Raw genomic sequence first — 23,306 nt, forward strand, 5'->3', positions numbered from 1 at the left:
CAGACACCCGGCGCCGATGCGTCGGCGGTGCTGCGCAGGTTTGCCGGAGTGTCGTCAGCCGCGCCCGAGCCGTTCTGCGGCGCGTCGGGCCGGCACTTGAGACTGCGCCAGGAAGCGCACCCTCAAACCAGACTTCAGAAGCGGCCCCCGGTATTGGCCGGGTTTGTCGCGCCGGTCCCCGCCAGGCCGGGCCGACCGAGATTGCCGAACAGCGCCTGCAGCAGCGTGCGTTCATTGCCGGGCACGGGTGTCTCGCGCGCCACCATGGCCACGTTGCGCCCGTCGGCAGCGCCGAGTTCGCGGATGCTGCTCACCACCCCCTGGCGGTTGAACGAGATGGCGACCACGCGGCGGTCCTCGACCTCAAGGAAACGGGCGGGCTGCAGCCGGGTGCGTGCGCTGATGTAGTACCAGTTGTCGTCGTCGAATGTGCTGCGGGCGGTCGGCGATCCGAGCAGCGTCTCGACATCGGTGCGGGTCTGCACGCCCGGGGTGATCTGGGTCAGCCGGTCCGGATCGATCCGGTTGCCGCGTTCGACGGGTGGCGGCCCCAGCGTGTCCGTGATCCAGCCGCAGCCGCCCAGCAGGACGACGAGTGCGAGGACTGGCAGGCGTGCGTTGACCGATCGGGTGGGGCGGGCCATGTCCGCGGCAATAGACAGCATGCCGCCCCCGGGTCAACCGGCTTGGCGGCCGGAGTGCCACGCCGCCATGGGCCTGCTTGCCATGTTCCGCCGCCGCCCGCACGAACGGGCCGGGTTCGAGCTCTACGGCGCCGCCGTGGCCGCGGCGCGCGAGCCCCGGCTGTTCGCGGAACTCGGCGTGCCCGACACGGTCGAGGGCCGCTTCGACCTGGTCAGCCTGCATGTCGCGCTGCTGATCCGCCGCCTGCGCACCGACTCCGACCCGCGCGGCCCCGCCCTGGCCCAGGCGGTGTTCGACGCGATGTTCGCCGACATGGACGTGAACCTGCGCGAGATGGGGGTCGGCGACTTGTCCGTCGGCAAGCGGGTGCGCGGCCTGTGGGAGGCCTTCCACGGCCGTGCCCTGGCCTATGAGGCGGCGCTCGATTCGCCCGAGGCCGGCGCCCTGGCCGAGGCGCTGGAACGCAACGTCTGGCGTGGCGAGGCCGCACCCGGCGCCCCCGCCGCGCTGGCCGGCCGCGCCCGGGCGCAGGCGGCCCACCTGGCCGGCCAGGACATCACGGCGTTGGTGGCCGGCCGCGCCACCTTCCTGCCGGTGCTGGAGGGGACCCATGGCGCCTGAATTCTCCCGGCCCGTCTCGCTCGCCCGCCTGCCCGAGGCCGGGCGCGAGGAACACCTGCGCGCCAGCCCGGCCGAGTGCGCGGCCCTGGCGAAGCGCTTCGCGATCCCGGCCGTGGAGTGGCTGGAGGCCACGCTGCTGCTGCGCCCCGAACCCGGCGGCGGCGTCATGGTGACCGGCATGCTCCGGGCCGATGTGGTGCAGTCCTGCGTGGTGAGCCTCGAGCCCGTGGCGCAGCGGGTCGAGGACGCGGTGGCGCTGCGCCTGCTGCCGCCTGGCGAGGACCCCTCCGACGACCCCGAGGGGCCGGACGAGATCCCGATCGAGGGCGACACCGCCGACCTCGGCGAGGCAATGGCCGAGCAGCTGGCCCTGGCACTCGACCCCTATCCGCGCGCCCCGGGCGCCGAACTGCCGGCCGAGATCACCGGCGATGGCACGGGTGGCGCGTTCGGGGCGCTGGCCGCGCTGCGCCGCCCCGGCGGCACGCAGGGCTAAGGGCAGATCCGGCCGGATGCATGCATCCGATCGGGTGAAGACGCGCGCGAAACCGAATGGCTGGACACGTGGCGGCGCGCCAGGGCGGGCCGAAATGGCGCCAGCCCGCGGGAAGCCTTGCGCCCGTCCGGAGCGGGTGGTAATGCCCCGCCCTCCCGCTATCCTGCACGTTGATTGATGAAAGAGGCTCGGCACCATGGCCGTTCCGAAGAAGAAGGTTTCGCCCTCCCGCCGCGGCATGCGCCGCAGCCACGAGGCGCTGAGCGTGCCCTCCTACCAGGAGTGCTCCAATTGCGGCGAGCTGAAGCGCCCGCACCACGTCTGCTCCCATTGCGGGCACTATGACGGGCGCGAGGTCGTGGCCGCCGAGCGCGTGGGCCAGACCATCCGCAGCTGACGCGCGGTGAGCACGCCCGCACGCGGGGGTCACTGATCGTGCCGCAGGCCGCGCCGCTTTTCTCGCTCGCGATCGACGCCATGGGCGGCGACCACGCGCCCGATGTGGTGCTCGACGGGCTTGAGCTGGCGGCGGAGCGGCACCCCGATGCGCGCTTCCTGCTGGTCGGCGACGAGGCCCTGGTGGCCGGCGGGCTGGCGCGGCGCAAGCGGGCCGCGCGCGCCTGCTCGCTGCGCCACGCGCCCGATCGCATCTCATCGGACCTGAAGCCGACCGCTGCGCTGCGCATCCGCAATTCGTCGATGCGCATGGCGATCGACGCCGTCGCGACCGGCGAGGCGGCGGGCATCGTCTCGGCCGGCAATACCGGCGCGCTGATGGCGCTGTCCAAGATCGTCATCAAGACCATGCCCGAGATCGACCGGCCGGCGTTGGCCGCGATCGGGCCCTCGGCGCGCGGCGACGTGGTGCTGCTCGACCTCGGCGCCAATGTGCAGTGCGATGCGCGTAACCTCGTTGAATTCGCCGTGATGGGCGATGCGTTCGCGCGCGCCGTGCTCGGCCTCACCAGCCCGTCGATCGGCCTGCTGAACGTGGGGTCGGAGGAGCTGAAGGGCGATGACCGCGTGCGTGCGGCGGCCGAGGTGCTGCGCGATTCGCATATCGGCGCGCAGTTCCGCGGCTTCGTCGAAGGCCACGACATCACCGCCGGCACCACGGATGTGATCGTGACCGACGGCTTCACTGGCAATGTCGCGCTGAAAACCGGAGAGGGCGCGCTCAAGCTGATGCGCGACCTGCTGCGCCAGGTGTTCACCTCCAGCGTGCCGGCGCGGCTCGGCTACCTGCTGGCGCGCCCGGCCCTCGACCGGCTGCGCGAATGGATGGACCCGCGCCGGTACAACGGCGCGATCCTGATCGGGTTGAACGGCGTGGTCGTGAAGTCCCATGGCGGGGCGGATGCGCTCGGCTTCGCACATGCCGTCGATGTCGCGATGGACATGGTGACGCACGGCTTCAACGAGCGTATCCGTGAGGGCCTGACTCGCCTGTCCACGGCCGGCCCGCGCGTCGCGGCCGACCCTCGCTGAAAGCATCGACGTCCATGGTTCTGCGCGCGACCATCGCCGGCTGCGGCGCTTATTTGCCGGAACGGCGCGTGTCGAACGACGAACTCGCGGCGATGCATGGCCTCGATACCTCCGACGCCTGGATCCGCGAACGCACCGGCATCGGCTTCCGCCACCTGGCCGCGCCGAACGAGACCGCATCCGACATGGGCGCGGCCGCGGCGCGCGACGCGCTGGCCCATGCCGGCGTCGATGCATCCGAGGTCGATGCCATCCTGGTCGCGACCTCCACCCCCGATTCCGCCTTTCCCGCGACCGCGGTGCGCATCCAGGCCAGGATCGGCGCGACGCGCGGCTTCGCCTTCGACATGGCGGCGGCCTGCACTGGCTTCGTCTATGCGCTGGGTGTCGCCGACAGCCTGATCCGCGCCGGCCAGGCGCGCTGCGTCCTGGTGACCGGGACCGAGGTCTATTCGCGCATCCTCGACTGGACCGACCGCGGCACCTGCGTGCTGTTCGGCGATGGCGCCGGCGCGGTGCTGCTGCGCGCGGAACAGGCTGCCGGCACCACGGCGGACCGCGGCATCCTGTCCTGCCACCTGCATGCAGATGGCCGCCACGGCGACATCCTGCACATCGAGGGTGGCGCGGGTTCCACCGGCGGGCCAGGCGTTCTGCGCATGGCGGGAAAGGAAGTGTTCCGCCACGCTGTCACCAAGTTGGCGGCGGTGGTCGATGAGGCGCTGGCCGCGAACGGCATGACCCATGCCGACATCAACTGGTTGGTGCCGCACCAGGCGAATGCCCGCATCATCGAGGCGATGGGCCGCAAGCTGCACCTGCCGGCCGAGCGCGTGGTGGTCACGGTGGAACGCCACGCCAATACTTCGGCCGCGTCGATTCCGCTGGCGCTGGCCGAGGCGCGGCGCGACGGGCGCATCGCCGATGGCGACCTGGTGGTGATGGAAGCGATCGGCGGCGGACTCACCTGGGGTGCGGCGCTGGCGCGCTTCTGACCGGACGCCGCAGCCCGGTGGATCGCAAAGTCTCCTCCGGAGCCATATCGGATCGCGCATCGGCGCGATCCGCGCGCACAGGGCGCGACCATACCCAACCTGCCCGCGGCGCCTGGCGCCGCTGTGCACGGCGCGCAAGCCAAGCCGGCGCGTGCCGGCGCCTGAGGGCAATACCTGTTGACCTCCGCCCGGCTTACCGGTTTTCTTGCAGGATCAAGTACCTGCGGGGCAATGACGGCATGAACACGGTCACGCGCGCGCAACTGGCCGAGGCGGTCTACGCCAGTGTCGGTTTGTCCCGCAACGAAAGCGCCGCCTTGCTCGAGACGGTCCTCGAACGCATGTCCGCCGCGCTCGAGGCGGGCGAGCCGGTCAAGATCTCCGCCTTCGGCACCTTCCTGGTGCGGCAGAAGGGCCAGCGCGTGGGCCGCAACCCCAAGACCGGCATCGAGGTGCCGATCCTGCCGCGCAAGGTGCTGTCCTTCCGCCCGTCGCAGGTGCTCAAGGCGCGCATCAACAACGAACCGGTGGGCAGCGACGAATGAGCGACGACCTGCCCGAGGCCGAGGCCCGTACCAAGACCCGCAAGGCGCCCACTGCCTTCCGCACCATCAGCGAGGTGGCGGACGACCTGCACATCCCGCAGCACGTGCTGCGCTTCTGGGAAACCAAGTTCCCGCAGCTCAAGCCGCTCAAGCGCGGCGGCGGGCGGCGCTACTACCGGCCCGAGGACATCGCGCTGCTGCGGCGCATCTCCGACCTGCTCTACACCCAGGGCTACACGATCAAGGGCGTGCAGCGCCTGCTGCGCGACGGCACCGACGAAGGCCCGCAGGCGGCCACCGCGGAACTGCCGCTGGGGGACCCGCCGCCGGCCGCCGAGGAGCAGGAGATGGCCGCGCTGCGCGCAGCGCTCGCCGAGCTCGAGGACATCGCCCGCGCGCTGCGCGCGATGTCGGCCTGAGGGGGTTTCACGCCGGCGTCGCGGGTGCTACACCGCGCGCCTCGGTCGGGCAGTAGCGCAGCCTGGTAGCGCATCAGTCTGGGGGACTGGGGGTCGTGGGTTCGAATCCCGCCTGCCCGACCATTTTGACTTGATCCCTCAAACGGCGGGCGCCTCACATCCGTGCGGCTTGCCTTCGCGCAAAGCGCTGGCGGTCTGGCGACAATGGGCGGGTTGGGCGCGGTCGCGCTTTGCGCTCCCGGACCGAGGCAAGCCTCGGTCCACTGGTTGCGGTGGCGGCGTCAGCCGCGTGAATCCACCCCGTAGTAGAGCGCCACGGTATGCGTGGCTTCCGCGAACATCAGCCAGCGTTCGGCCAGCAGGCCAGCCAGGGCCAAGCCCGCGGCCACAACCGCCAGCAGGCCGGCCAGCGCACCGCCCGTGACCAGTGCCAGTCCCAGCAACACCGCCGGCACCGCGAAGCCGCCGATCGCGGCGATCCGCCGCAGCCGCGCCGCATGCACGCGCCCGATGCGGAAGGCCATCTCGCGCAGCAAGTAGTTTGTCTCGGTATGTGGCGGGTCGAGCGGGCGCACCGTGCCGATGAAGCCGAGGCCCGTTGCGGTCTCCATCGTCGCGATGGGCGGCCCGGCATCGACGCTGGACCAATACGCGCGCTTCAGCACGAAGCCGCCAGCACCCAGCACCGCCGCGATCGCCGCCGGGACCGCCGCCTGGCCCCAGAAGCCTGCCAGCATCGCGAGCAGCGCCGCACCCGAAAAGGCGCCGAACAGCATGTAGCCCGGCGCGACGAGCGGATGGTGCCATTGGCGGATGGGCTTGAGCGAGGCGTAGATCATGCCCGTGCACCACACCGTCACCGCCGCGACGGCCGCGGTCAGCAGCCCGGTCGGCAGCGCCAGCCATTCCTTGTGGCCGACCACCGCGATGAAGAAGACCCCGGCCAGCGGGAAGCCCAGCACCGCCGCCACGCCCTCGCGCGACAGCCAGGATGACCGCCACTGGCTCAGCGCCCGCCAACTGCGTTCCGGCCGCCCCAGATGCGCGGTGGAGGACAGCAGCCCCAGCATCACCAGCACGAGCGCCAGGCCGACCGCCAGCGCGCCGAAGCCAGCGCCGCCCGGCACCAGGCCGAGCGGCCGCAGCAGCCCCATCCAGAACAGCAGCCCGTAGCCGGCACCCGAGGCCACGGTGAAGAAGATGATCGACGGGGCCGGATTCATCGCGAGAGAACCTTGTCCACCCAGCGCAGCAGCGGGTTGGTGATCTGCGAGGGCAGGGGCCCGGCATCCTTTGGCGGCCCGGCATCGGCCTTTGGCGCACGGCGCGGCGGGAGGTAGCGGTTGACCGGCTTGTAGCCGAGTTCAGGCATCAGCTCGTACCCGCCGCGCTCCGCCACCAGCTGCGACACCGCGCTGTTGGGGTCTCCGAGGTCACCGAAATGCCGCGCATTTGCGGGGCAGGTGGTGACGCAGGCGGGCTGGCGCTGCGGTTCGGGAATGGTCTCGTTGTAGATGCGGTCGACGCAGAGCGTACACTTCTTCATCACGCCGGCATCGTCGTCGAATTCCCGCGCGCCATAGGGGCAGGCCCAGGCACAGAGCTGGCAGCCGATACAGATGTCGGTGTTGACCAGCACGATGCCGTCCTCGGCGCGCTTGTAGGACGCACCGGTGGGGCAGACGGTGACGCAGGCGGGCGTTTCGCAATGCAGGCAGGACCGGGGGAAATGCACGGTACGGCCGTCTTCGCCGTCGCCCGCTTCGTAGGAATGCACGCGGTTGAACCACACGCCTTCCTGGCCCGCGGAGTACGGGTTGTGGTCGGGCAGCGGGGCCATGTGGCCGCTGGTGTTCCATTCCTTGCAGTTGGTCGCGCAGGCCTGGCAGCCCACGCAGGTGTCGAGGTCGATGACCAGGCCGAGCTTCTTCGCACCCGGTTGCGGCAGGGAGGTCATGGCTTCGACCCTCCTTCGTTATAGCGGAGGATGTCGGGTGTGCTCGGCATGTCCGGCGGTGGGTCCAGCATGGTGGGGAAGGGGTCGGTGATGCCTTCCTCGCCAGGCGCGCATTTGCTGACCTTCACGCGCAGATCGTACCAGGCGGCCTGGCCGGTGATCGGGTCGGCGTTCGCCATGCGCGGTCCGGTCTGCGCGGGCAGCCACTCGCTGATCACGTGGTTCAGCAGGAAGCCGCGCTGCGCCTCCGCGGCATCGGGTGTAAGCATCCACGCACCCGCACGCTTGCCGATCGCGTTCCAGGTCCAGACGGTGTCGCGGTTGACACCTTCCATCAGCGACAGCTGCGCCTTCACGCGGCCGCTGCGGCTTTCCACCCAGACCCAGTCGTCCTGCACCAGGCCCTCGGCGGTGGCGCGTTCGCGCGACATGTAAAGCTTGTTGGAGCCGTGGATCTGCCGCAACCAGGCATTCATCGACCCCCAGGAATGGTACATCGCCATCGGCCGCTGCGTGACGGCGGAGAGCGGATACGGGTCGGTGTCGTGCTGCTGCTGTTCGAGCGGCGCGTACCAGAAGGGCAGCGGGTCGCAGTAGGTGCGCACACGCTCGCGCAGATGCGCAGGCGGCTGTTTCGCGCCATGGCCATCGGCGGCGAGGCGGAACTTCTGCAGCGGTTCGGACCAGATCTGCAGCACGATCTGGTTGGACTGCCCCTGCATGCCCATCGCCTTGGAATTGGCGAGATACGTCGCGTTGGCGTGCTTGAAGTAGGACTCTTCCGGCGAAAGGTTGTGCCGCCAGAAGCAGCCATTCTCGATGTAGCGCTGCAACTGGTCCTGGTTCGGCTCGCCGACACCCTTCTTCGTGCCGTCCTCGCCGCGCCAGCCGGCGAGCGGACCCACGCCGGGCATGCGCTGGTGGTTCACGAGGTAGTCCGGATAGTCCTTGAACTTCGGCGACCCGTCCTCCTTCACGAAGGCCGGCAGGCCAAGCCGAGCGCCGAGCTCGATCAACACATCCTGGAAGGGCCGCACGTCGCGGTCGGGCTTGATCACCGGCTGGCGGATCGCATCGCCAGGACCATGCGAGGAGCCGATGGGACGATCGAGGATGCTGATCGCATCCCAGCGTTCCAGGTACGTCGTGTCCGGCAGGATCAGGTCGGCATAGGGCACCGTCTCGGAGAAATACGCATCCGAGTAGATCACGTGCGGGATGACGTACTCCCCATTCGCGTCCTGCGCCGTGAGGCAGCGGATGGTCTCCATGGGATTCATCGCGCTGTTCCACGCCATGTTCGCCATGAACATGAACAGCGTGTCGATCTTGTACGGGTCGCCCTTCTCGGCATTGCCGATCACGGTGTGCATCATCCCGTGCAGGCCGAGCGGCGCTTCCCAGGAAAACGAATGGTCGATGCGCAGCGGCGTGCCGTCATCCTCGACCAGCAGGTCGTCGGGACCATGCGTGAAGGACAGGATGTTGCCGGCCAGCGGCGTGTTCGGCTTGGCGCCCTTGCCAGCCGGGCCAGGGCCCGGTGGGATCGGGCGCGGGAAGGGCGACTTGTAGCGCCAGGAACCCGGCGTATCGACCGCGCCCAGCAGCATCTGCAGGATGTGCAGCGCGCGGCACGTGTGGAAGCCGTTGGAATGCGCACTGATGCCGCGCATCGCGTGGAAGGCCACCGGCCGCCCCACCATCGTCTCGTGCTTGCGGCCCCACACATCCGTCCAGGGAATGTCGAGCGTGAGGGGATGGTTGAAGGCGATGTCGGCGATCTCGGCCGCCAGGCGGCGGATGCGTTCGGCGGTCATGCCGCAGCGTTCCGCCACCGCTTCCGGCGCGTAATCGGCCGACAGATAGCGTTCGGCCATGAGGTTGAACACCGGCTGCACGCGGCGGCCGTCATCGAGCGTGAAGTCGCCGACCAGCATCGGCGACAGGTCCGCCGTCTCCGCCGCGATGGCCCCGCGTGCGCGGTCCCACGCCAGAGGCTTGCCATCGGCATTGCGCGCGAACAGCCCGTCATCCGCGCCGCCCGGATTGCGCACCACCAGCCAGGGCGCGTTCGTATAGTGCACCAGGAATTCGCCATCGACGCGATCGGTCAGGATCAGCTCGCGGATCAAGGACATCACGAACAGCCCGTCGGTGCCCGGGCGGATGCCGACCCATTCATCGGCGATCGCGGAATAGCCCGTGCGCACCGGGTTCACCGAGACGATCTTCGACCCGCGCTTCTTCAGCGCCGCCAGGCCGGTCTTGATCGGGTTGGAATCATGGTCCTCGGCCACGCCGAAGATCATCAGGTACTTCGCGTGCTCCCAGTCGGGCTCGCCGAATTCCCAGAAGGACCCGCCGATGGTGTAGAGCCCGCCGGCCGCCATGTTGACCGAACAGAACCCGCCATGCGCGGCGAAGTTCGGCGTCCCGAACTGCGCCGCCCAGAAGCCCGTGAGCGACTGCGACTGGTCGCGCCCGGTGAAGAAGGCGAGCTTCTTCGGATCCGTCTCGCGAACATGCTTCAGCCAGCCGGTGGCGGTGTCCATCGCCTCCTCCCAGCTGATCTCGGCATATTCGCCCGACCCGCGCGGGCCGACGCGCTTCAGCGGCGCCTGCAGGCGTGCTGGCGAATACTGCGTCATGATGCCCGCGGAGCCCTTGCCGCAGAGCACGCCCTTGTTCACCGGATGATCGGGATTGCCCTCGATGTAGCGGACGCGGCCATCCTTGAGGTGCACGCGGATGCCGCAGCGGCAGGCGCACATGTAGCAGGTGGTGGTCTTGACCTCGTCCCCGATCGGGCTCGAGTAGGAAATCCTGTCGGTCGCGCCGCCATCAGCCGGCATGATCTGTCCCGTCCATCGCAATCCTTGGAAGGGAGTAGCGCACGCCGCCCTGCCTTCGCAAAGGGGGCCGCCACGCCATATCTGGTTCATGTCCCGGAGCACCCAAGCATGGCCCTGCGCCTGCCCGCCATCCTGTCGTCCCTGCTGCTCGGGGCCTGTTCCGTCGTGGGCATCCGCAGCGGCACCGAGGAACCGCGCTTCGAGGTGGTCGAGACGATCGGAGACATCGAGATCCGCCGCTACGCCCCGCGCATCGCCGCCGAGACCACGGTTCCAGGGGCCGAGGACGCCGCCCGCAATGAAGGCTTCCGCCGCCTGGCCGGCTACATCTTCGGCGGCAATGCGCGGCGCGACCGCATCGCCATGACGGCCCCGGTGGCGCAGTCCCGCGGCGAGCGCATCGCCATGACCGCGCCGGTCGCGCAGGCCGGCGACGCGGATGGCTGGCGCATCCGCTTCTTCATGCCGGCCCGCTATACGCTCGATACCCTGCCGGTGCCCGACGATGCGAGCGTGACCCTGGTGACGGTGCCCGAGGAAACCGTGGCCGTGCTGCGCTTCTCCGGCCTGCCGCGGGCCGAGGCGGTAGCCTCCAACATGGCCAGGCTGAACGCCGCGCTGGCGGCGTCCCCTTGGGTGCCGACAGGCCCCGTACAGGCCTGGTTCTACGACCCGCCCTGGACCGTGCCGGCGCTGCGGCGGAACGAGGTGGTCGCGCCGGTGGCGCGCCGCTAATCCGCCCGGCGGGCGGAGAAGGCCAGCGTCATCTCATCCGTGCGCGCTTCGTACGCCACGCCACGACGCATCGCCCAGGTGTTGACCTGGAAATACAGCGGGATCAGCGCCGTCTCGTCGCGCAGCGCGCGGCGCGTCGCCTCCTGCGTCAGGCGCTCGCGCTCGGCATTGTCCATGGTGGTGCGCGCGCGCTGGATGATCGCGTCGATACCCGGGTTGGAGAACCGCCCGCGATTGGCCGTGCCGAGGCCCAGCGTCGTGTCCCAGGTGTGGATCTGCGTCTCGAGCATCCCCAGCACTTCCGGGTTTGGCGAGAAGCCCGCCAGGTTCACCGAATAGGCCAGCCGCGCCGCCTCGGTCAGCCACACGCCGCGCGGTTTCACCTCGACCGTCGCGGTCAGGCCGATGCGCGTCCAGAACTGCGCGATCGCCTGCACCACCTGCTCGTCATTCACGTAGCGATCGTTCGGGCCGTTCACCTGCACGGTGAAGCCGCGCGGGAAGCCGGCCTCGGCCAGCAGGCGCCGCGCCGCGTCGGGGTCGAAGGGTGGCGGCGTGAGGTCGGGCGAGGTACCGAAATAGCCCGCTGGGCCCAGGTCCCCGGCCGCCACCGCCTGGCCCTGCAGCGTGCGGCTGACGATCGCCTCGCGGTTGATCGCGATGGACAGCGCGCGGCGCACCCGCGCGTCACGCAGCGGGTTGCGCAGCGGGGCGCCCTCAGGCACGCGGATATGCGGGCTTTCCTCTCGCCCGGAATCGAGCGTCAGGAAGATCAGCCGGTTGGACGGACTTTCGGCGGTGCTGAAGGCGGCATTGGTCCGGAACCGCGCGAACTGGTCGGGCGGGACGATCTCGATCAGGTCCACGTCGCCGGATTGTAAGGCGGCCACGCGCGCGCCGGCATTGGCGATCGGGCGGAATTCCACCGTCGCGAAGGCGGGCGCGGTGCCGGCGAAGGCGTCGTTGCGCGCATAGCGCACCGGCTGGCCCGGCTGCCAGGACACCAGGCGATACGGCCCGCTGCCGATCATGGCGGACCCGTCGTTGAAGGCTGGCGTGGTCAGCCCCTCGCGCTTGGGCACCACCATCACCAGCGCGAGCTGGTTGAGCAGCAGCGGGAAGGGGCCATTGGAGCGCAGGCGGATGGTGTGCGGGCCGACCGATTCCACGGCCGCCACCGGCCGCGTCGCGTAGCGGAAGGATGACGGGCTGTTCGGCACGTCGCCGGCGCGCGTGATGGTGAAGGCGATGTCCTCCACCGTCACGGCGCGCCCGTCGGCGAAGCGCGCATTGGGGTCCAGCTCCAGCTCCCAGGTGGTGTCGTCGACCACCCGCCAGGACCGCGCGATCGCTGGGCGCAGCACCTGCCGCGCGTCTTGTTCCACCAGCGGCTGGAAGACATGCCGCGCGTAGGCGATGTTGGTGATCAGGCTGGCGTAATGCGGGTCGAGGCTGGTGGGGCCGGCCTCGACGCCAATGCGCAGCGCGGCGCGGTCCTGCGCCGCCGCGGGCAGCGCGAGGGCGGTGAAGGCGGCGAGCAGCAGGCGCTTCATGCGGCATCATCCCAGGTCAGCGTATCGGCTGGCGCGCTGCCGGGGCGCGGCACCCAGCCGCCCCGCGCGCGCGTGAAGATCGGCGTGGCGAAGGCGGCGCGCACCGGTATGTCGGCGGGCCAGGTCGCGCGCCAGCGGTCGCCCTGCGCCATCGCCAGCAGCAGCGCCGCCGGCCGCACGCCCGCGCGTTCCAGCAGCGCCACCCCTGCCAGCGCGGAACTCCCGGTCGAGATCACGTCATCCACCAGCAGCACGCGCCGACCCGCCAGCCGATGCACGATGCGCGGGTCGATCCACAGCCGCCGCGCATCCGGTGCCGTCGAGGATGATGCCGGCACCGACAGCGCCTCGTCATACCAGCGCTTGCGCGACCAGCCGGGGGCGACCCAGTTCGTGTGGCCGAGCGTCTCCGCGACCAGCGGCGCAAACACCTGCCCGAGCGTCGGCATCCCCACCACGACCTCGGCGCCCAACCCACGCGCTGCCAGGGCCATCCATTCGCCGATGCGCTTCGCCACGCTGATCGCCGCCTGATTCGCGATGAAGCCCGCCACCGCGATCTCGCCGTAGTCGCGCAGCGGCAGTACCAGGCGCGAGCCATCGGGCATCGGCGCGGGGTAGCGGTCGGTGAAGGGGCCTTCGTCGCCCGTCGCGGCGTCGAAGGCTTGCCAGAACTCCATGCTGCGGCCCGTGGTGGAAGGGCGCGCAGCGTGGCATCTTCGCCGCAGCGCAGCAACGGAGCGCCCCATGCCTTCGCCCGACGACCTGGCACCCCTCGCGGCCGACATGACCGCCTGGCGGCGCGACTTCCACCGCCACCCCGAACTCGGCTTCGAGGAAACCCGCACCGCCGGCATCGTCGCCAACCTGCTGCGGCAGTGGGGCATCACGGTGGAACAGGCCATCGGGGTGACCGGCGTGGTCGGCACGCTGTCCGGCACGCGCGGCGCGAGCGGCGGCAACCGCGCCATCGGCCTGCGCGCCGACATGGATGCGCTGGCCATGCCGGAGATGACCGGTGCCGACTACGCCAGCACCACGCCCAACACGATGCATGCCTGCGGCCATGACGGGCATACCGCCATGCTGCTGGGCGCGGCGCGCTGGCTGGCGGCGAACCGCGACCGCTTCGGCGGCACCGTGCAGTTCATCTTCCAGCCGGCCGAGGAATCCCGCGGCGGTGCGGCGCGCATGGTGAAGGACGGGCTGTTTGAACGCTTCCCGGTCGATGCGGTCTACGGGATGCACAACCTGCCCGGCCTGCCGCTCGGCACCGTCGCGGTGCCCAAGGGCGCGGTGCTGGCGTCGTCCGACACCTGGGAGGTGCGCTTCCGCGGTGCGGGCGTGCATGGCGCGCGCCCGCATCTGGGCACCGATGCCCCGCTGGCGGCCGCGCACTTCATTGCGGCCCTGCCGATGATCGTGGCGCGCGAGATCGACCCGCTGCAGGCCGCCGTGCTGTCGGTCGGCCACATGGCCGCCGGTGCGCCCAACGCACCCAACGTCATCCCGTCCGAGGTGTTCCTCTGCGGCACCGCGCGGGCCTTCACCGAGGCCGTGCGCGCGCATCTGGAGGCGCGCGTCGCGGAGGTTGCGCACGCCATCGCCACGACCTGCCGCGTGCAGGCCGATCCGCGCTACATCCGCCGCATCTCCCCCACCATCAACCGCGCCGAACAGGCCGCCGCCGCGCTGCGCGCCGCGCGCGCGGCCGTGGGCGACCTGGCGATGGACGACCACCCGCCGTTGACGCCCGGCGAGGATTTCTCCGAATTCCTCGCCGAGCGCCCCGGCGCCTATGTCTGGCTCGGCACCGGCGATCCCGCGCATCCCGAGGGCTTCCACCACAACCCGCATTTCGACTTCAACGATGCCGCGCTGGCGCATGGCGCGGCCTTCTGGTGCGCGCTGGTGGAACAGGAACTGGCATGACGCGCCGCGTCTGCGTCATCGATACCGATCCCGGCACGGATGACGCGGTGGCGCTGTGGCTGGCGCTGGCCGCGCCGTCGCTCGATGTGCGGCTGGTGACGGTGGCGGGCGGCAATGTCGGGCTGGACCACACGCTGCGCAACGCGCGCGCGATCGTCGGGCTGGCGGGCCGCGACGTTCCGGTGGTGGCGGGCGCGGACGGCCCGCTGCTCGGTGCCTTCCGGTCCGAGACGCAGGTGCATGGCGCCGATGGTCTGGCCGGCGTCGCGCTGCCCGAAGGCCCGCCCCCCAAGCCGGGCATCGCTGCCGACGCCATCCGCGCGCTGCTGCGGGCGGAACCGCGCGTCACGCTGATCGGCATCGGCCCCGCGACCAACCTGGCGCTGGCGCTCGCCACCGAACCCGCGCTGGCGGGGCGCGTCGAGGAGATCGTGCTGATGACCGGCGCCTGGGCCGAGGGCAACATCACGCCGTCGGCCGAGTTCAACGCCTGGTCCGACCCGGAATCACTGGCCGTGCTGCTGGAATGCGGGCGGCCGGTCACGCTGGCGACCCTCGAGCTCACGGCGCAGGCGCTGGTCACGCCGGCACGCATCGCCGCATTGCGGGCGCGCGGCGGCGGGGCGTGCCTCGATGCCGCGGCGCACATCATGGCGGGCGTTCCGGCCTCGCGCCGCTTCGCCCATCGCGGCCATCCGCTGCACGACCCCTGCGCCGTGGCGTGGCTGCTGGCGCCGGGGCTGTTCGCCACGCGCGACGTGCATGTGCATGTGGAATGCGCGGGCGTTGCGCGCGGCCGCACGGTGGTGGACCGCTGGGACCGCTCGGGCGTGGCGCACAATGCGCGGCTGCTCGAGACGCTGGACGCCGACGGCTTCTTCACGCTGCTGGGAGAAAATCTCGCGACGCTGCCGTGAGCGAGTCGCGTTTCACGCTTTCTTAATCGACGTCTCCTCAAATGCTCGGGAGGGCCCGATCCGCCTGCCTGCGCCTCGCGCGGCGGCGGCACAGGGACCGCTCTGCGGCTGGCAGGATGCCTGGCCTCCACCCCCCTCGCGCGCCCGCACGGCGCGCGTCCTCGGAGACCTGATCATGGTGAAGACGTTCGTGGCGCGCCTGTCCGCGCTGAAGGCCGATACGCGTGGCGTGACGGCGATGGAATACGGCCTGATCGCGGCGTTCATCGCGGTGGCGATCATCGGCGGCCTGACGCTGCTCGGCGGCAACCTCGATGCGATGCTCAACGGCATCGCCGCGAAGTTCGTGGCGCCGACCTGATGCGGGCGGGGCGGCGGGAGAAGGACCCGCCGCCCCATGCCGCGCCGCCGCCACCGGGCGGCAAGCGCGCTCTGCGATGGGTTAAACACTTCCTTCACGGGCGGCCGCGATGATCGCGTCGATGGTCCCGAACATCCCCCCGATCCTGCCCGACGCGCTCGCCCTGCTGGCCCTGCTTGGTCTTGCCGCAGCGGCGCTGAACGATGTCGCGCTGCGCCGGATCCCGAACCTGCTGGCGGCTGTCGTCGCCCTGGCCGGGCTTGCGCGCCAGGTGCTGGTCGGCGCGCCCGCCATCGCGCTCTTGGCGGCGGGCTGCATGCTGCTGGGCGCGACGCTGCTCTGGCTGCGCGGCGTGCTGGGCGGCGGCGACGTGAAGCTGCTTGCCGCCACGGGCCTGCTGCTGCCCGCGGCGGCCATCCCCGCCATGCTGCTTGCGACCGCGCTTGCGGGCGGGATGCTCGCCATCCTGCACCTGGCCCTGCGGGGCTGGCTCGGCGGACCGACCCAGCCGCGCCCCGCCGGCACGCTCCGCCGGGTTCTGCGTTGCGAGGCCTGGCGCATCCGGCGTGGCGCGCCACTGCCCTATGGCGTCGCGATCGCCGCCGGCACCGCCTTCGTCATGACCGGGGCGGGAGTCTGAACCCATGGCGATGCGCCTCATCCTCATCGTCGTCGTGATCGTGGGCGTGGCCGGCATGGGCCTGCTCGGCGTGATCGCGCTCGCCCCCGCGCCGCCGCCGCCGGCGACCGCCACCAACGCGCCGCCCGCGCGCGTGAGCGTGCTGGTCGCCGCGCGCGGCGTACAGGCCGGCACGCTGCTGAAGCCCGAGGACATCGCCGCGCGCGAGCTCCCGGCCGAGGACCTTCCCGTCGGCGCGATGCGCGACACGCCCGAGGCGCGGGTCGAGATGATCGGCGCCATGGTCCGCCGCACGCTGTCGCAGAACGAGACGCTGCGCCTCGATGCCGTGCTGCGCCCGGGCGAGAACGGCTTCCTCGCTGCCGTCCTCGCGCCCGGGATGCGCGCGGTCACCGTCGGTGTCGATGCCGTGACCGGCACCGCCGGCCTGATCTGGCCCGGCGACCGCGTCGACGTGATCCTCACCCAGGCCTTCGACGAGACTGACATCGCCCCGGCGCGCCGCGTCGCCGGCGAAGCCGTGCTCACGGCGGCGCGCGTTATCGCGGTGGATCGCCACCTCGTGCAGGGCATGCAGCCCGGCGCGGTCGGCGACAGCCTGCGCGAGACCAACCGCACCGTCACCATCGAGGTGACGCCCGAACAGGCGACGCGCCTTGCCGTCGCGACACGCCTGGGGCGGCTGTCGCTGGCACTGCGCGCCGCCGGCACCGCGCTCGAGGAAACCATCGCGCAACGCCCGGTCTGGGGCGGCGATGTCAGCGGTGCCTTCGCGCCATCTGGACCTGCCTCCGCCGCCTCGGCGGGAACCGGCGCGCGCATCCGCGTCTTCGGAGGCCCAGGACGGGTCGAGGAGATCCAGTTCCGATGAGGAAGCCTTCCCTGGTCGCACTGGCCTGCGCGGGCGTGCTCGCCGCGCCCGCAGGCTTTGCGCAGCCCGCGACGCCGCCCGACCCGCAGGCCAACCTGCCGATGGTTCAGTCGCCACCCGGCCTGCGCGTGGAACGCATGTCGATCGAGGCCGGGACGGGCCGCGTGCTGGTGCTCTCCGCCCCCGCCGCGAGCCTGTTCGCCGCCGATCCGCGTATCGCCGAGATGCGCCCCGCCAGCCCGACCAGCGTCTTCGTGTTCGGCGTTGCACCCGGGCGCACCACGCTCGCGGCCATGGATGCGGCGGGGCTGCCGCTGGTGCAGTGGGAAGTGACGGTGCGGCCTTCGGCCTTCCTGCTGTCGGATCTGCAGTCGGCGCTCCGACGCGCCTTCCCCGGCAACCGCAGCCTGCGCGTTGAGTCCGGGCCCGGCGGCATCGTCGTGAGCGGCACCGTCGCCGCGCCCGCCGATGCCGACCGCGCGCAGACGCTCATCCGATCGCGGATCGAGGACCAGCGCCTGCCGATCGACAACCGGATCGCCGTCACCGGCGTCACGCAGGTGAACCTGCGCGTGCGCGTGGCCGAGGTCTCGCGCGAGGTGACGCGCCAGCTCGGCGTGAACTGGCAGGCGCTGGGCAATATCGGGCGGATCGGCACCGCGATCGGCGGACCGGCCGGCATCGCCGCCGAGACCTTCAACTTCGCCTTCGACCGCACTGCGCCGTCCGACCGCATCGGCCTTGGCTTCCGCACCGGCAATGCCGAGCTGCGCGACATCAACATGATCCTCGACGCGCTGGCGCAGGACCGGCTGGTGACGATCCTCGCGGAGCCGAACCTCACCGCCACCTCCGGCGAGACCGCGTCCTTCCTCGCCGGCGGCGAGTTCCCCGTGCCGGTCTCCCAGCGCGAGAACCAGGTCACCATCGAATACAAGCAGTTCGGCGTCGGCCTCGCCTTCGTGCCGACGGTGCTGTCGGACGGGCGCATCTCCTTCCGCGTGCGCTCGGAGGTGAGCGAGCTGTCCGACCAGGGCTCGGTGCGGCTGCTGTCGGGCAACAACAACACCATCTCGGTGCCCTCGCTGACCGTGCGCCGTGCGGAGACGACGGTCGAGCTCGGCTCCGGCCAGGCCTTCGCGATCGCCGGGTTGCTGCAGGACACCTCGCGCCAGACCGGCCGCGCTCTGCCTTATGCCGGTGAGGTGCCGATCCTCGGCGCGCTGTTCCGTTCCGATCGCTTCCAGCGCAACGAGACGGAACTCGTCATCATCATCACGCCCTACCTGGTGCGCCCGGCCGAAAGCCCGCGCGCGATCAGCGCGCCGACCGACGGCTACGTCCCGCCGAACGATGTCGAGCGCATCCTGCTGCTGCGCCAGACCGGGCGGCCGCCCAACCGACCCGCCGCGCCGCCGGCGCGCAACCTGTCGGGCACGCCCGGCTTCGTGCTGGATTGAAGGGCAAGGCGAAGATGCGCCGCGCGATCCTCCTGGTCCTGCTGCTCGGCGGTTGCGAGCAGATCGATCCCTTCACGCGCGATGGCGCCTGGCGCCCGGTTCGCGCCAATGAGGCGAACCTGCGCGTCCACGTCGCCGACCCGGCCATGCTGGACCGTGGCGTGGACGACCCGCGATCGGATGGCGCCGTCACCGCGGCCGCCGTGCATCGCTACCGCACCGACCGCGTGAAGCCGCTTGCGGCCTCGGGTGTCGCGCGCATCCAGGCGACCGGCGCCGGCGGTGCGGCGTCGCCCAGCGGGGGTGGTGATGGCGGGCGTTGACGGTCCCGACCGGAACGCGCCGGCGACGGCGCAGGCCAGCGCGCCGTCGGCCGATCGCGCGCCGCTGATCGCCTTCGTCACCGATGCCGAGAGCGACGCCATCCTGCGCGAGACGCTGCTGACCGAAATGGGCGAGGGGGCCGAGGTCCGCCGCGGCGACATCGTGGCCGCGACCAAGGCGCTGAAGCGGTCCAGCACGCCCTTGGCGCTCGTGGTCGATGTCTCGGGCGTCGAGCAGCCGCTCACCGCGCTCGAGGAACTGGCGCTGGTGGTGGAGCCCGACGTGCGCGTGCTGGTCATCGGCGAACGCACGGACGCCGCCTTCTACCGGCAGCTCACGCGCGGGCTCGGCGTGCTGGAATACCTGTTCAAGCCGCTGTCGCAGGAAATGGTAGCGCGCCATCTGCTGCCCTATCTGCGCCAGGGCAGCACGCAGCGCGACATGCACCTACGCGGCGGGCGCGTCATCACCGTCACCGGCGTGCGCGGCGGCGTCGGCGCCACCACCATCGCCGCCAACCTCGCCTGGCACCTGGGCGAGGAAGCGCGGCGGCACACCGTGCTGTATGACGCCGACCTCCATGCGGGGGCCTCGGCGCTGCTGCTCGGCGCGCGCACTACGAACGGGCTGCGCGCGGCGCTCGAACATCCCGAGCGCGTCGATGAATTGTTCGTCGAGCGCACCGCGCAGCCGGTCGGCGAACGCCTGCATGTGCTCGCCGCCGAAGAAAAGCCCGGCGAGGCCGTGCTGGCCCAGCCGGGCGCGGCCGCGCGCCTCATCACCATGCTGCGCCGGCGCTACAATTTCGTCGTGGTGGACCTGCCTGCGCGCAGCGCCCCCGCGGCGCGCGAGGTGCTGGACATGGCGCACCAGCGCATCCTCGTCACCGACCCGTCCCTGGCCGGCGCACGCGAGATGCTGCGCTACGCCGCGATCCCGAACGCACCCACCCAGTCGCGCCGCGCCTTCACCGTACTGAACAACCTTGGCAAGCCAGGCCTGCTGACCGCCGAACAGGTGAAGGAGGCGATGGGAGAGGACGCGGACCTGGTGATCCCGTGGCTGCCCAAGGTGGTGCCGGTCTCGGCAGACCTGGGCGAGGCCGCGGCCGCCAAGCGCGGACCGTTCCGCAGCGCGCTGCTGAAGCTCGTGCAAGAGGTCGCGTCGATCCGCGCGGAGGGTGAGGAAGAACAGAAGCGGGGGATCTTCGCGCGATGGTTCCGCTAGAACACCCGGCCCCCGCCTTCGGTCGCCTGGTCCGCAAGGACCTCACGGTCACCACGCCCGCCCCTGCGCCCGAGGCGCCGCCGCCCGAGGCCCCCGCCGCGCCGACCGCCGCGCTCACGCCGGTGCAGCGCCAGAAGCAGGAACTGCGCGCGCTGTGTCTTGCGCGCATCGACCCCGCTTCGGTCGCCGCCCTGCCGCAGGAGGCGCTGTTCGCCGAGGTCGAGCGCATGATCGCCGAGATCGCCGACGGCCAGCGCATCGGTCTGTCGGCGCGCGAGCAGCGCGAGGTCGCGGCCGAGCTGGTCGACGACATGCTGGGTCTCGGCCCGCTGGCCCCGCTGCTCGAGGACGAGACCGTCACCGACATCATGGTGAACGGCCCCTTCCGCGTCTTCATCGAACAGAAGGGCCGTCTCACCCAATCCAACGTGCGCTTCCGCGACGGCACGCATCTGGCCGGCATCGCGCAGCGCATCGCCGCCCAGATCGGCCGGCGCATCGACGAAAGCAGCCCGATGGTCGATGCGCGTCTGCCGGATGGCTCGCGCGTGAACATCATCTTCCCGCCGCTCTCGCTGCTCGGGCCCTGCCTGTCGATCCGCAAATTCGCCAAACGCAAGATCGACTTCCAGCAGATGGTGAAGAACGGCTCCATCCCCCCGCCGATGGGGCGCGTGCTGGAAATCGCCTCGCGCGCCAGGCTGAATATCATCATCTCGGGCGGCACGGGGTCGGGCAAGACCACCATGCTGAATGCGCTGTCGCGCCTGATCGACCCGACCGAGCGCATCGTCACCTGCGAGGACGCGGCCGAACTGCAACTGCAGCAGCCGCATGTCATCCCGCTGGAGACACGCCCTGCCAACCTGGAAGGCCGCGGAGAGGTCACGCAGCGCGACCTGGTCAAGAATGCGCTGCGCATGCGCCCCGACCGCATCATCCTCGGCGAGTGTCGCGGCGCCGAGGCCTTCGACATGCTGCAGGCCATGAACACCGGCCATGACGGGTCGATGTCCACCATCCATGCCAACACCACGCGCGATGCCGTCACCCGCATCGAGAACATGGTGCTGATGGGCCAGAACAGCCTGCCCGCGCGCGCCATCCGCCAGCAGATCGTCTCGGCGGTGGACCTCATCATCCAGATCGAGCGCATGCGCGACGGCGTGCGCCGCGTGACCCAGCTGACCGAGGTCTGCGGCCTGGAAGGCGAGGTCGTCGTGCTGAACGACATCTTCCAGTGGGAATACGAAGGCGAGGAACCCGGCGGCAAGCTGCGCGGCACCTATCGCCTCAGCCGCGCGCGCCCGGGCTTCGCGCCTCGCCTCGCGTATTTCGGCCTCGAGCGCGCCTGGTATTCGTCGCTGGAGGACGACAGCGAATGATGGCGCTCCTGATGGCCATGCTGGTGGGCATCGGCCTCGCGCTGTGGGGCCTGCACAGCACCGGCAGCAAGGGGCGCGGGCGGCGCCTGAGCGAACGCTTCGCCGCTTATTCGCTGCCGCATGCACGGGTGCGTATGGCCAGCCGCCTGGCCCATCGCGCCCCGCAGGCGAGTTGGCTGCGCATGCCCCAGCCGCTCGAGGCGCGCCTGTCGGCGGCCTTCGGCTGGGATCCCGAGCGGCTCGACCAGTATCCCCTCGCGCCGCCGCTGCTGGTGTTGTTGGCCGCGCTGCCTGCGGTCGCGGGCGGGGCCTATGCCGCGAGCCTGGCGGGCGGGACCGGCTGGACGTCCACGCTGCTGATCTGGGTGCTGCTCGCGCGCTGGGTCTTCGCCTCCATCCACCGCAAGCGCGCCGATGCGCTGTACAAGCAGTTGCCCGATGCGCTCGGCATGGTGGTGCGCGCGGTGCGCGCCGGCATCCCGGTGGTCGAGGCGCTGCGCACCGTGGGGCGTGAGATCCCGGACCCGACCGGCGCCGAATTCCGCCGCCTCGCAGACCAGCTCGCCATCGGCATCACCATGGAGGATGCGCTGAAGCGCCTGGCGCGCCGCTCGGGTCTGCCGGAATACCGTTTCTTCGCGGTCTCGCTCACGCTGCAGAACAGCGCGGGTGGCAACCTGACCGAAACGCTCGACAACCTGGCGGACGTAGTGCGCAAGCGGGTGGCGACGCGCCAGCGCGGTCATGCGCTGGCCTCCCAGGCGCGGGCCAGCGCCTATGTGCTCTCCGCCGTGCCGATCTTCGCGGCCTCGGCACTGATGCTGATCAACCCGCGCTACGTGCTGGTGCTGTTCAACGACCCGCGTGGGAACATCGTGCTGGCCTGCGCTATTGCCTCGCTGGCGACCGGGCTCGGCACCATGAAGGCGATCATCCGCCGGAGCCTGTCGTGAACCGGGTCCTGCTGCTCCAGGCGGCCTTCGGCATCATGGCCGCAATGCTGCTGTGCGTGGCGCTGCTGGTGCCGCGGATGCGCCGGGCCGAGAAACTCCAGGCGCGACTCGGTACGCTGCGCGGCCTGGTCACGCGCAGTCGCGTCGATGCCGTGCCGCTGCCCCAGCGCATCGCGCGCAGCGTGGGCCAGGCGGTGCTGGCCTCCGGCATCGTCAAAGGCGAGACGCTGGCCGAATTGCAGCGCACGGTCGTCGCCGCCGGCTTCCGCGGGGCGCGCCCGGTCGCGGTCTTCATCGGCGCCAAGGTCCTGCTGATGGTCGCGCTGCCTGTGCTGATGCTGCCGCTCTCGGCGGGCTTCGGGCCGATGGGGCGCAACCTGCTGGTGGCCGGGGCGGCGGTCGCGGGCCTGGTGCTGCCCGACATGATCCTGCGCCGCATGAAGGAAGCGCATGCCCAGCAGGTCGAACGCGGCCTCGCGGATGCGCTCGACCTCATGGTGATCTGCGCGGAATCCGGCCTGCCGCTCGAGGCCGCGGTGGAACGCGTCTCGACCGAGATGGCCGAGGCGAACCGCGCCCTGGCCGCCGAATTCGCCAATGTCGGGACCGAACTGCGCATCCTGTCCGATCGCCGGCAGGCGCTGCAGAACATGGGCGACCGCACGGGCCTCGAATCCCTGCGCCGCCTGGGCGGGACGCTCGCGCAGACCCTGCAGTACGGCACGCCGCTGTCGCAGGCGCTGCGCACGCTCTCGACCGAATTGCGGCACGAGACGCTCATGCGCTTCGAAGCGCGCGCGGCACGCCTGCCCGCGCTGCTCACGCTGCCCACCATCGCGTTCATCCTGCCCTGCATCTTCCTGATCGTTGGTGGCCCCGCAGTATTGCGGGTGCTCGACCTCGCCTCGCGTCCCTGAAGCCGAAGGAGTT

25 protein-coding genes and 1 tRNA gene are annotated in these 23,306 nt (G+C 71.1%); 20 read left to right on the forward strand and 6 right to left on the reverse strand.

Features of this window, described 5'->3' with window-relative positions; translation table 11 throughout:
- Positions 1-134 precede the first annotated feature (134 nt).
- The gene (locus tag MWM08_RS09700; protein WP_244459236.1) at positions 135-644 is read right to left on the reverse strand and encodes an outer membrane protein assembly factor BamE; all 510 of its coding nucleotides are present in this window, start codon (positions 642-644) and stop codon (positions 135-137) included.
- Positions 645-711: 67 nt separating this feature from the next.
- On the opposite strand from MWM08_RS09700, the gene MWM08_RS09705 reads away from it, so the two are divergent.
- The 8 genes from MWM08_RS09705 to MWM08_RS09740 all read left to right on the forward strand — a co-directional run bounded on the left by MWM08_RS09705 (position 712) and on the right by MWM08_RS09740 (position 5,332).
- Positions 712-1,266 carry a ubiquinol-cytochrome C chaperone family protein gene (locus MWM08_RS09705; protein ID WP_244459237.1) on the forward strand — a complete coding sequence of 185 codons (555 nt, stop codon included), beginning with the start codon at positions 712-714 and terminating at the stop codon, positions 1,264-1,266.
- The gene (locus MWM08_RS09710; protein ID WP_244459238.1) at positions 1,256-1,762 is read left to right on the forward strand and encodes a YceD family protein; all 507 of its coding nucleotides are present in this window, start codon (positions 1,256-1,258) and stop codon (positions 1,760-1,762) included. The genes MWM08_RS09705 and MWM08_RS09710 overlap by 11 nt, the downstream gene beginning before the upstream one ends.
- A 196-nt stretch (positions 1,763-1,958) precedes the next feature.
- The gene (gene rpmF / locus MWM08_RS09715; protein ID WP_230164179.1) at positions 1,959-2,159 is read left to right on the forward strand and encodes a 50S ribosomal protein L32; all 201 of its coding nucleotides are present in this window, start codon (positions 1,959-1,961) and stop codon (positions 2,157-2,159) included.
- A gap of 38 nt (positions 2,160-2,197) precedes the next feature.
- On the forward strand, positions 2,198-3,250 hold the full coding sequence (gene plsX, locus MWM08_RS09720) for a phosphate acyltransferase PlsX (RefSeq protein WP_255751398.1): 1,053 nt from the start codon (positions 2,198-2,200) through the stop codon (positions 3,248-3,250).
- A 14-nt stretch (positions 3,251-3,264) separates the two neighbouring features.
- The gene (locus MWM08_RS09725; protein ID WP_279323241.1) at positions 3,265-4,245 is read left to right on the forward strand and encodes a beta-ketoacyl-ACP synthase III; all 981 of its coding nucleotides are present in this window, start codon (positions 3,265-3,267) and stop codon (positions 4,243-4,245) included.
- A gap of 239 nt (positions 4,246-4,484) precedes the next feature.
- Positions 4,485-4,790: an integration host factor subunit alpha gene (locus MWM08_RS09730; protein WP_244459239.1), complete on the forward strand. Its 306-nt coding sequence runs from the start codon at positions 4,485-4,487 to the stop codon at positions 4,788-4,790.
- On the forward strand, positions 4,787-5,209 hold the full coding sequence (locus MWM08_RS09735; protein ID WP_244459240.1) for a MerR family transcriptional regulator: 423 nt from the start codon (positions 4,787-4,789) through the stop codon (positions 5,207-5,209). The genes MWM08_RS09730 and MWM08_RS09735 overlap by 4 nt, the downstream gene beginning before the upstream one ends.
- A gap of 46 nt (positions 5,210-5,255) precedes the next feature.
- Positions 5,256-5,332, forward strand: a tRNA-Pro gene (locus tag MWM08_RS09740).
- A gap of 158 nt (positions 5,333-5,490) precedes the next feature.
- Here the strand turns inward: MWM08_RS09740 and MWM08_RS09745 are convergent.
- Genes MWM08_RS09745 through MWM08_RS09755 form a run of 3 tightly spaced genes read right to left on the reverse strand, consistent with a single transcriptional unit; the run spans position 5,491 to position 10,018 of the window.
- Positions 5,491-6,432, reverse strand: coding sequence for a dimethyl sulfoxide reductase anchor subunit family protein (locus MWM08_RS09745; RefSeq protein WP_244459241.1), 942 nt, complete (start codon positions 6,430-6,432; stop codon positions 5,491-5,493).
- The gene (locus MWM08_RS09750; protein WP_244459242.1) at positions 6,429-7,166 is read right to left on the reverse strand and encodes a 4Fe-4S dicluster domain-containing protein; all 738 of its coding nucleotides are present in this window, start codon (positions 7,164-7,166) and stop codon (positions 6,429-6,431) included. Before MWM08_RS09750 ends, MWM08_RS09745 begins: the two co-directional genes overlap by 4 nt.
- Positions 7,163-10,018, reverse strand: coding sequence for a molybdopterin oxidoreductase family protein (locus MWM08_RS09755; protein ID WP_244459243.1), 2,856 nt, complete (start codon positions 10,016-10,018; stop codon positions 7,163-7,165). The genes MWM08_RS09750 and MWM08_RS09755 overlap by 4 nt, the downstream gene beginning before the upstream one ends.
- Before the next feature lie 108 nt (positions 10,019-10,126).
- Here MWM08_RS09755 and MWM08_RS09760 point away from each other — a divergent pair, with 108 nt between their 5' ends.
- Positions 10,127-10,753, forward strand: a complete 627-nt coding sequence (locus MWM08_RS09760) for an SOUL family heme-binding protein (RefSeq protein WP_244459244.1) — start codon at positions 10,127-10,129, stop codon at positions 10,751-10,753.
- Here the strand turns inward: MWM08_RS09760 and MWM08_RS09765 are convergent.
- Together MWM08_RS09765 and MWM08_RS09770 are read right to left on the reverse strand one after the other, a co-directional pair.
- Positions 10,750-12,306 (reverse strand): ABC transporter substrate-binding protein, encoded by a 1,557-nt coding sequence (locus tag MWM08_RS09765; RefSeq protein ID WP_244459245.1) that lies wholly within the window; start codon positions 12,304-12,306, stop codon positions 10,750-10,752. The genes MWM08_RS09760 and MWM08_RS09765 overlap by 4 nt on opposite strands.
- Positions 12,303-12,986 (reverse strand): phosphoribosyltransferase, encoded by a 684-nt coding sequence (locus tag MWM08_RS09770; RefSeq protein ID WP_244459246.1) that lies wholly within the window; start codon positions 12,984-12,986, stop codon positions 12,303-12,305. The genes MWM08_RS09765 and MWM08_RS09770 overlap by 4 nt, the downstream gene beginning before the upstream one ends.
- Before the next feature lie 67 nt (positions 12,987-13,053).
- On the opposite strand from MWM08_RS09770, the gene MWM08_RS09775 reads away from it, so the two are divergent.
- From MWM08_RS09775 to MWM08_RS09825, 11 genes are all read left to right on the forward strand, one after another.
- Positions 13,054-14,238, forward strand: coding sequence for an amidohydrolase (locus MWM08_RS09775; protein ID WP_244459247.1), 1,185 nt, complete (start codon positions 13,054-13,056; stop codon positions 14,236-14,238).
- Positions 14,235-15,155, forward strand: coding sequence for a nucleoside hydrolase (locus MWM08_RS09780; RefSeq protein ID WP_244459248.1), 921 nt, complete (start codon positions 14,235-14,237; stop codon positions 15,153-15,155). Before MWM08_RS09775 ends, MWM08_RS09780 begins: the two co-directional genes overlap by 4 nt.
- Before the next feature lie 175 nt (positions 15,156-15,330).
- Complete coding sequence (locus MWM08_RS09785; protein ID WP_198370732.1) at positions 15,331-15,516, forward strand: Flp family type IVb pilin; 186 nt, start codon at positions 15,331-15,333, stop codon at positions 15,514-15,516.
- Positions 15,517-15,637: 121 nt separating this feature from the next.
- Positions 15,638-16,156, forward strand: a complete 519-nt coding sequence (locus MWM08_RS09790) for an A24 family peptidase (protein WP_244459249.1) — start codon at positions 15,638-15,640, stop codon at positions 16,154-16,156.
- Between the two features lie 4 nt (positions 16,157-16,160).
- On the forward strand, positions 16,161-17,027 hold the full coding sequence (gene cpaB, locus MWM08_RS09795) for a Flp pilus assembly protein CpaB (RefSeq protein WP_244459250.1): 867 nt from the start codon (positions 16,161-16,163) through the stop codon (positions 17,025-17,027).
- Positions 17,024-18,487, forward strand: a complete 1,464-nt coding sequence (locus MWM08_RS09800) for a type II and III secretion system protein family protein (protein ID WP_244459251.1) — start codon at positions 17,024-17,026, stop codon at positions 18,485-18,487. Before cpaB ends, MWM08_RS09800 begins: the two co-directional genes overlap by 4 nt.
- A gap of 14 nt (positions 18,488-18,501) precedes the next feature.
- Positions 18,502-18,810 carry a hypothetical protein gene (locus MWM08_RS09805; protein ID WP_244459252.1) on the forward strand — a complete coding sequence of 103 codons (309 nt, stop codon included), beginning with the start codon at positions 18,502-18,504 and terminating at the stop codon, positions 18,808-18,810.
- Positions 18,797-20,038, forward strand: coding sequence for a CpaE/TadZ family protein (locus MWM08_RS09810; RefSeq protein ID WP_244459253.1), 1,242 nt, complete (start codon positions 18,797-18,799; stop codon positions 20,036-20,038). The genes MWM08_RS09805 and MWM08_RS09810 overlap by 14 nt, the downstream gene beginning before the upstream one ends.
- Positions 20,026-21,423, forward strand: coding sequence for a TadA family conjugal transfer-associated ATPase (locus tag MWM08_RS09815; protein WP_244459254.1), 1,398 nt, complete (start codon positions 20,026-20,028; stop codon positions 21,421-21,423). The genes MWM08_RS09810 and MWM08_RS09815 overlap by 13 nt, the downstream gene beginning before the upstream one ends.
- Positions 21,420-22,376, forward strand: a complete 957-nt coding sequence (locus MWM08_RS09820) for a type II secretion system F family protein (RefSeq protein ID WP_244459255.1) — start codon at positions 21,420-21,422, stop codon at positions 22,374-22,376. Before MWM08_RS09815 ends, MWM08_RS09820 begins: the two co-directional genes overlap by 4 nt.
- Positions 22,373-23,293, forward strand: a complete 921-nt coding sequence (locus tag MWM08_RS09825; protein ID WP_244459256.1) for a type II secretion system F family protein — start codon at positions 22,373-22,375, stop codon at positions 23,291-23,293. Before MWM08_RS09820 ends, MWM08_RS09825 begins: the two co-directional genes overlap by 4 nt.
- The last annotated feature ends 13 nt before the right edge of the window (positions 23,294-23,306 follow it).

Source organism: Roseomonas fluvialis (assembly GCF_022846615.1).
GTDB lineage: Bacteria > Pseudomonadota > Alphaproteobacteria > Acetobacterales > Acetobacteraceae > Neoroseomonas > Neoroseomonas fluvialis.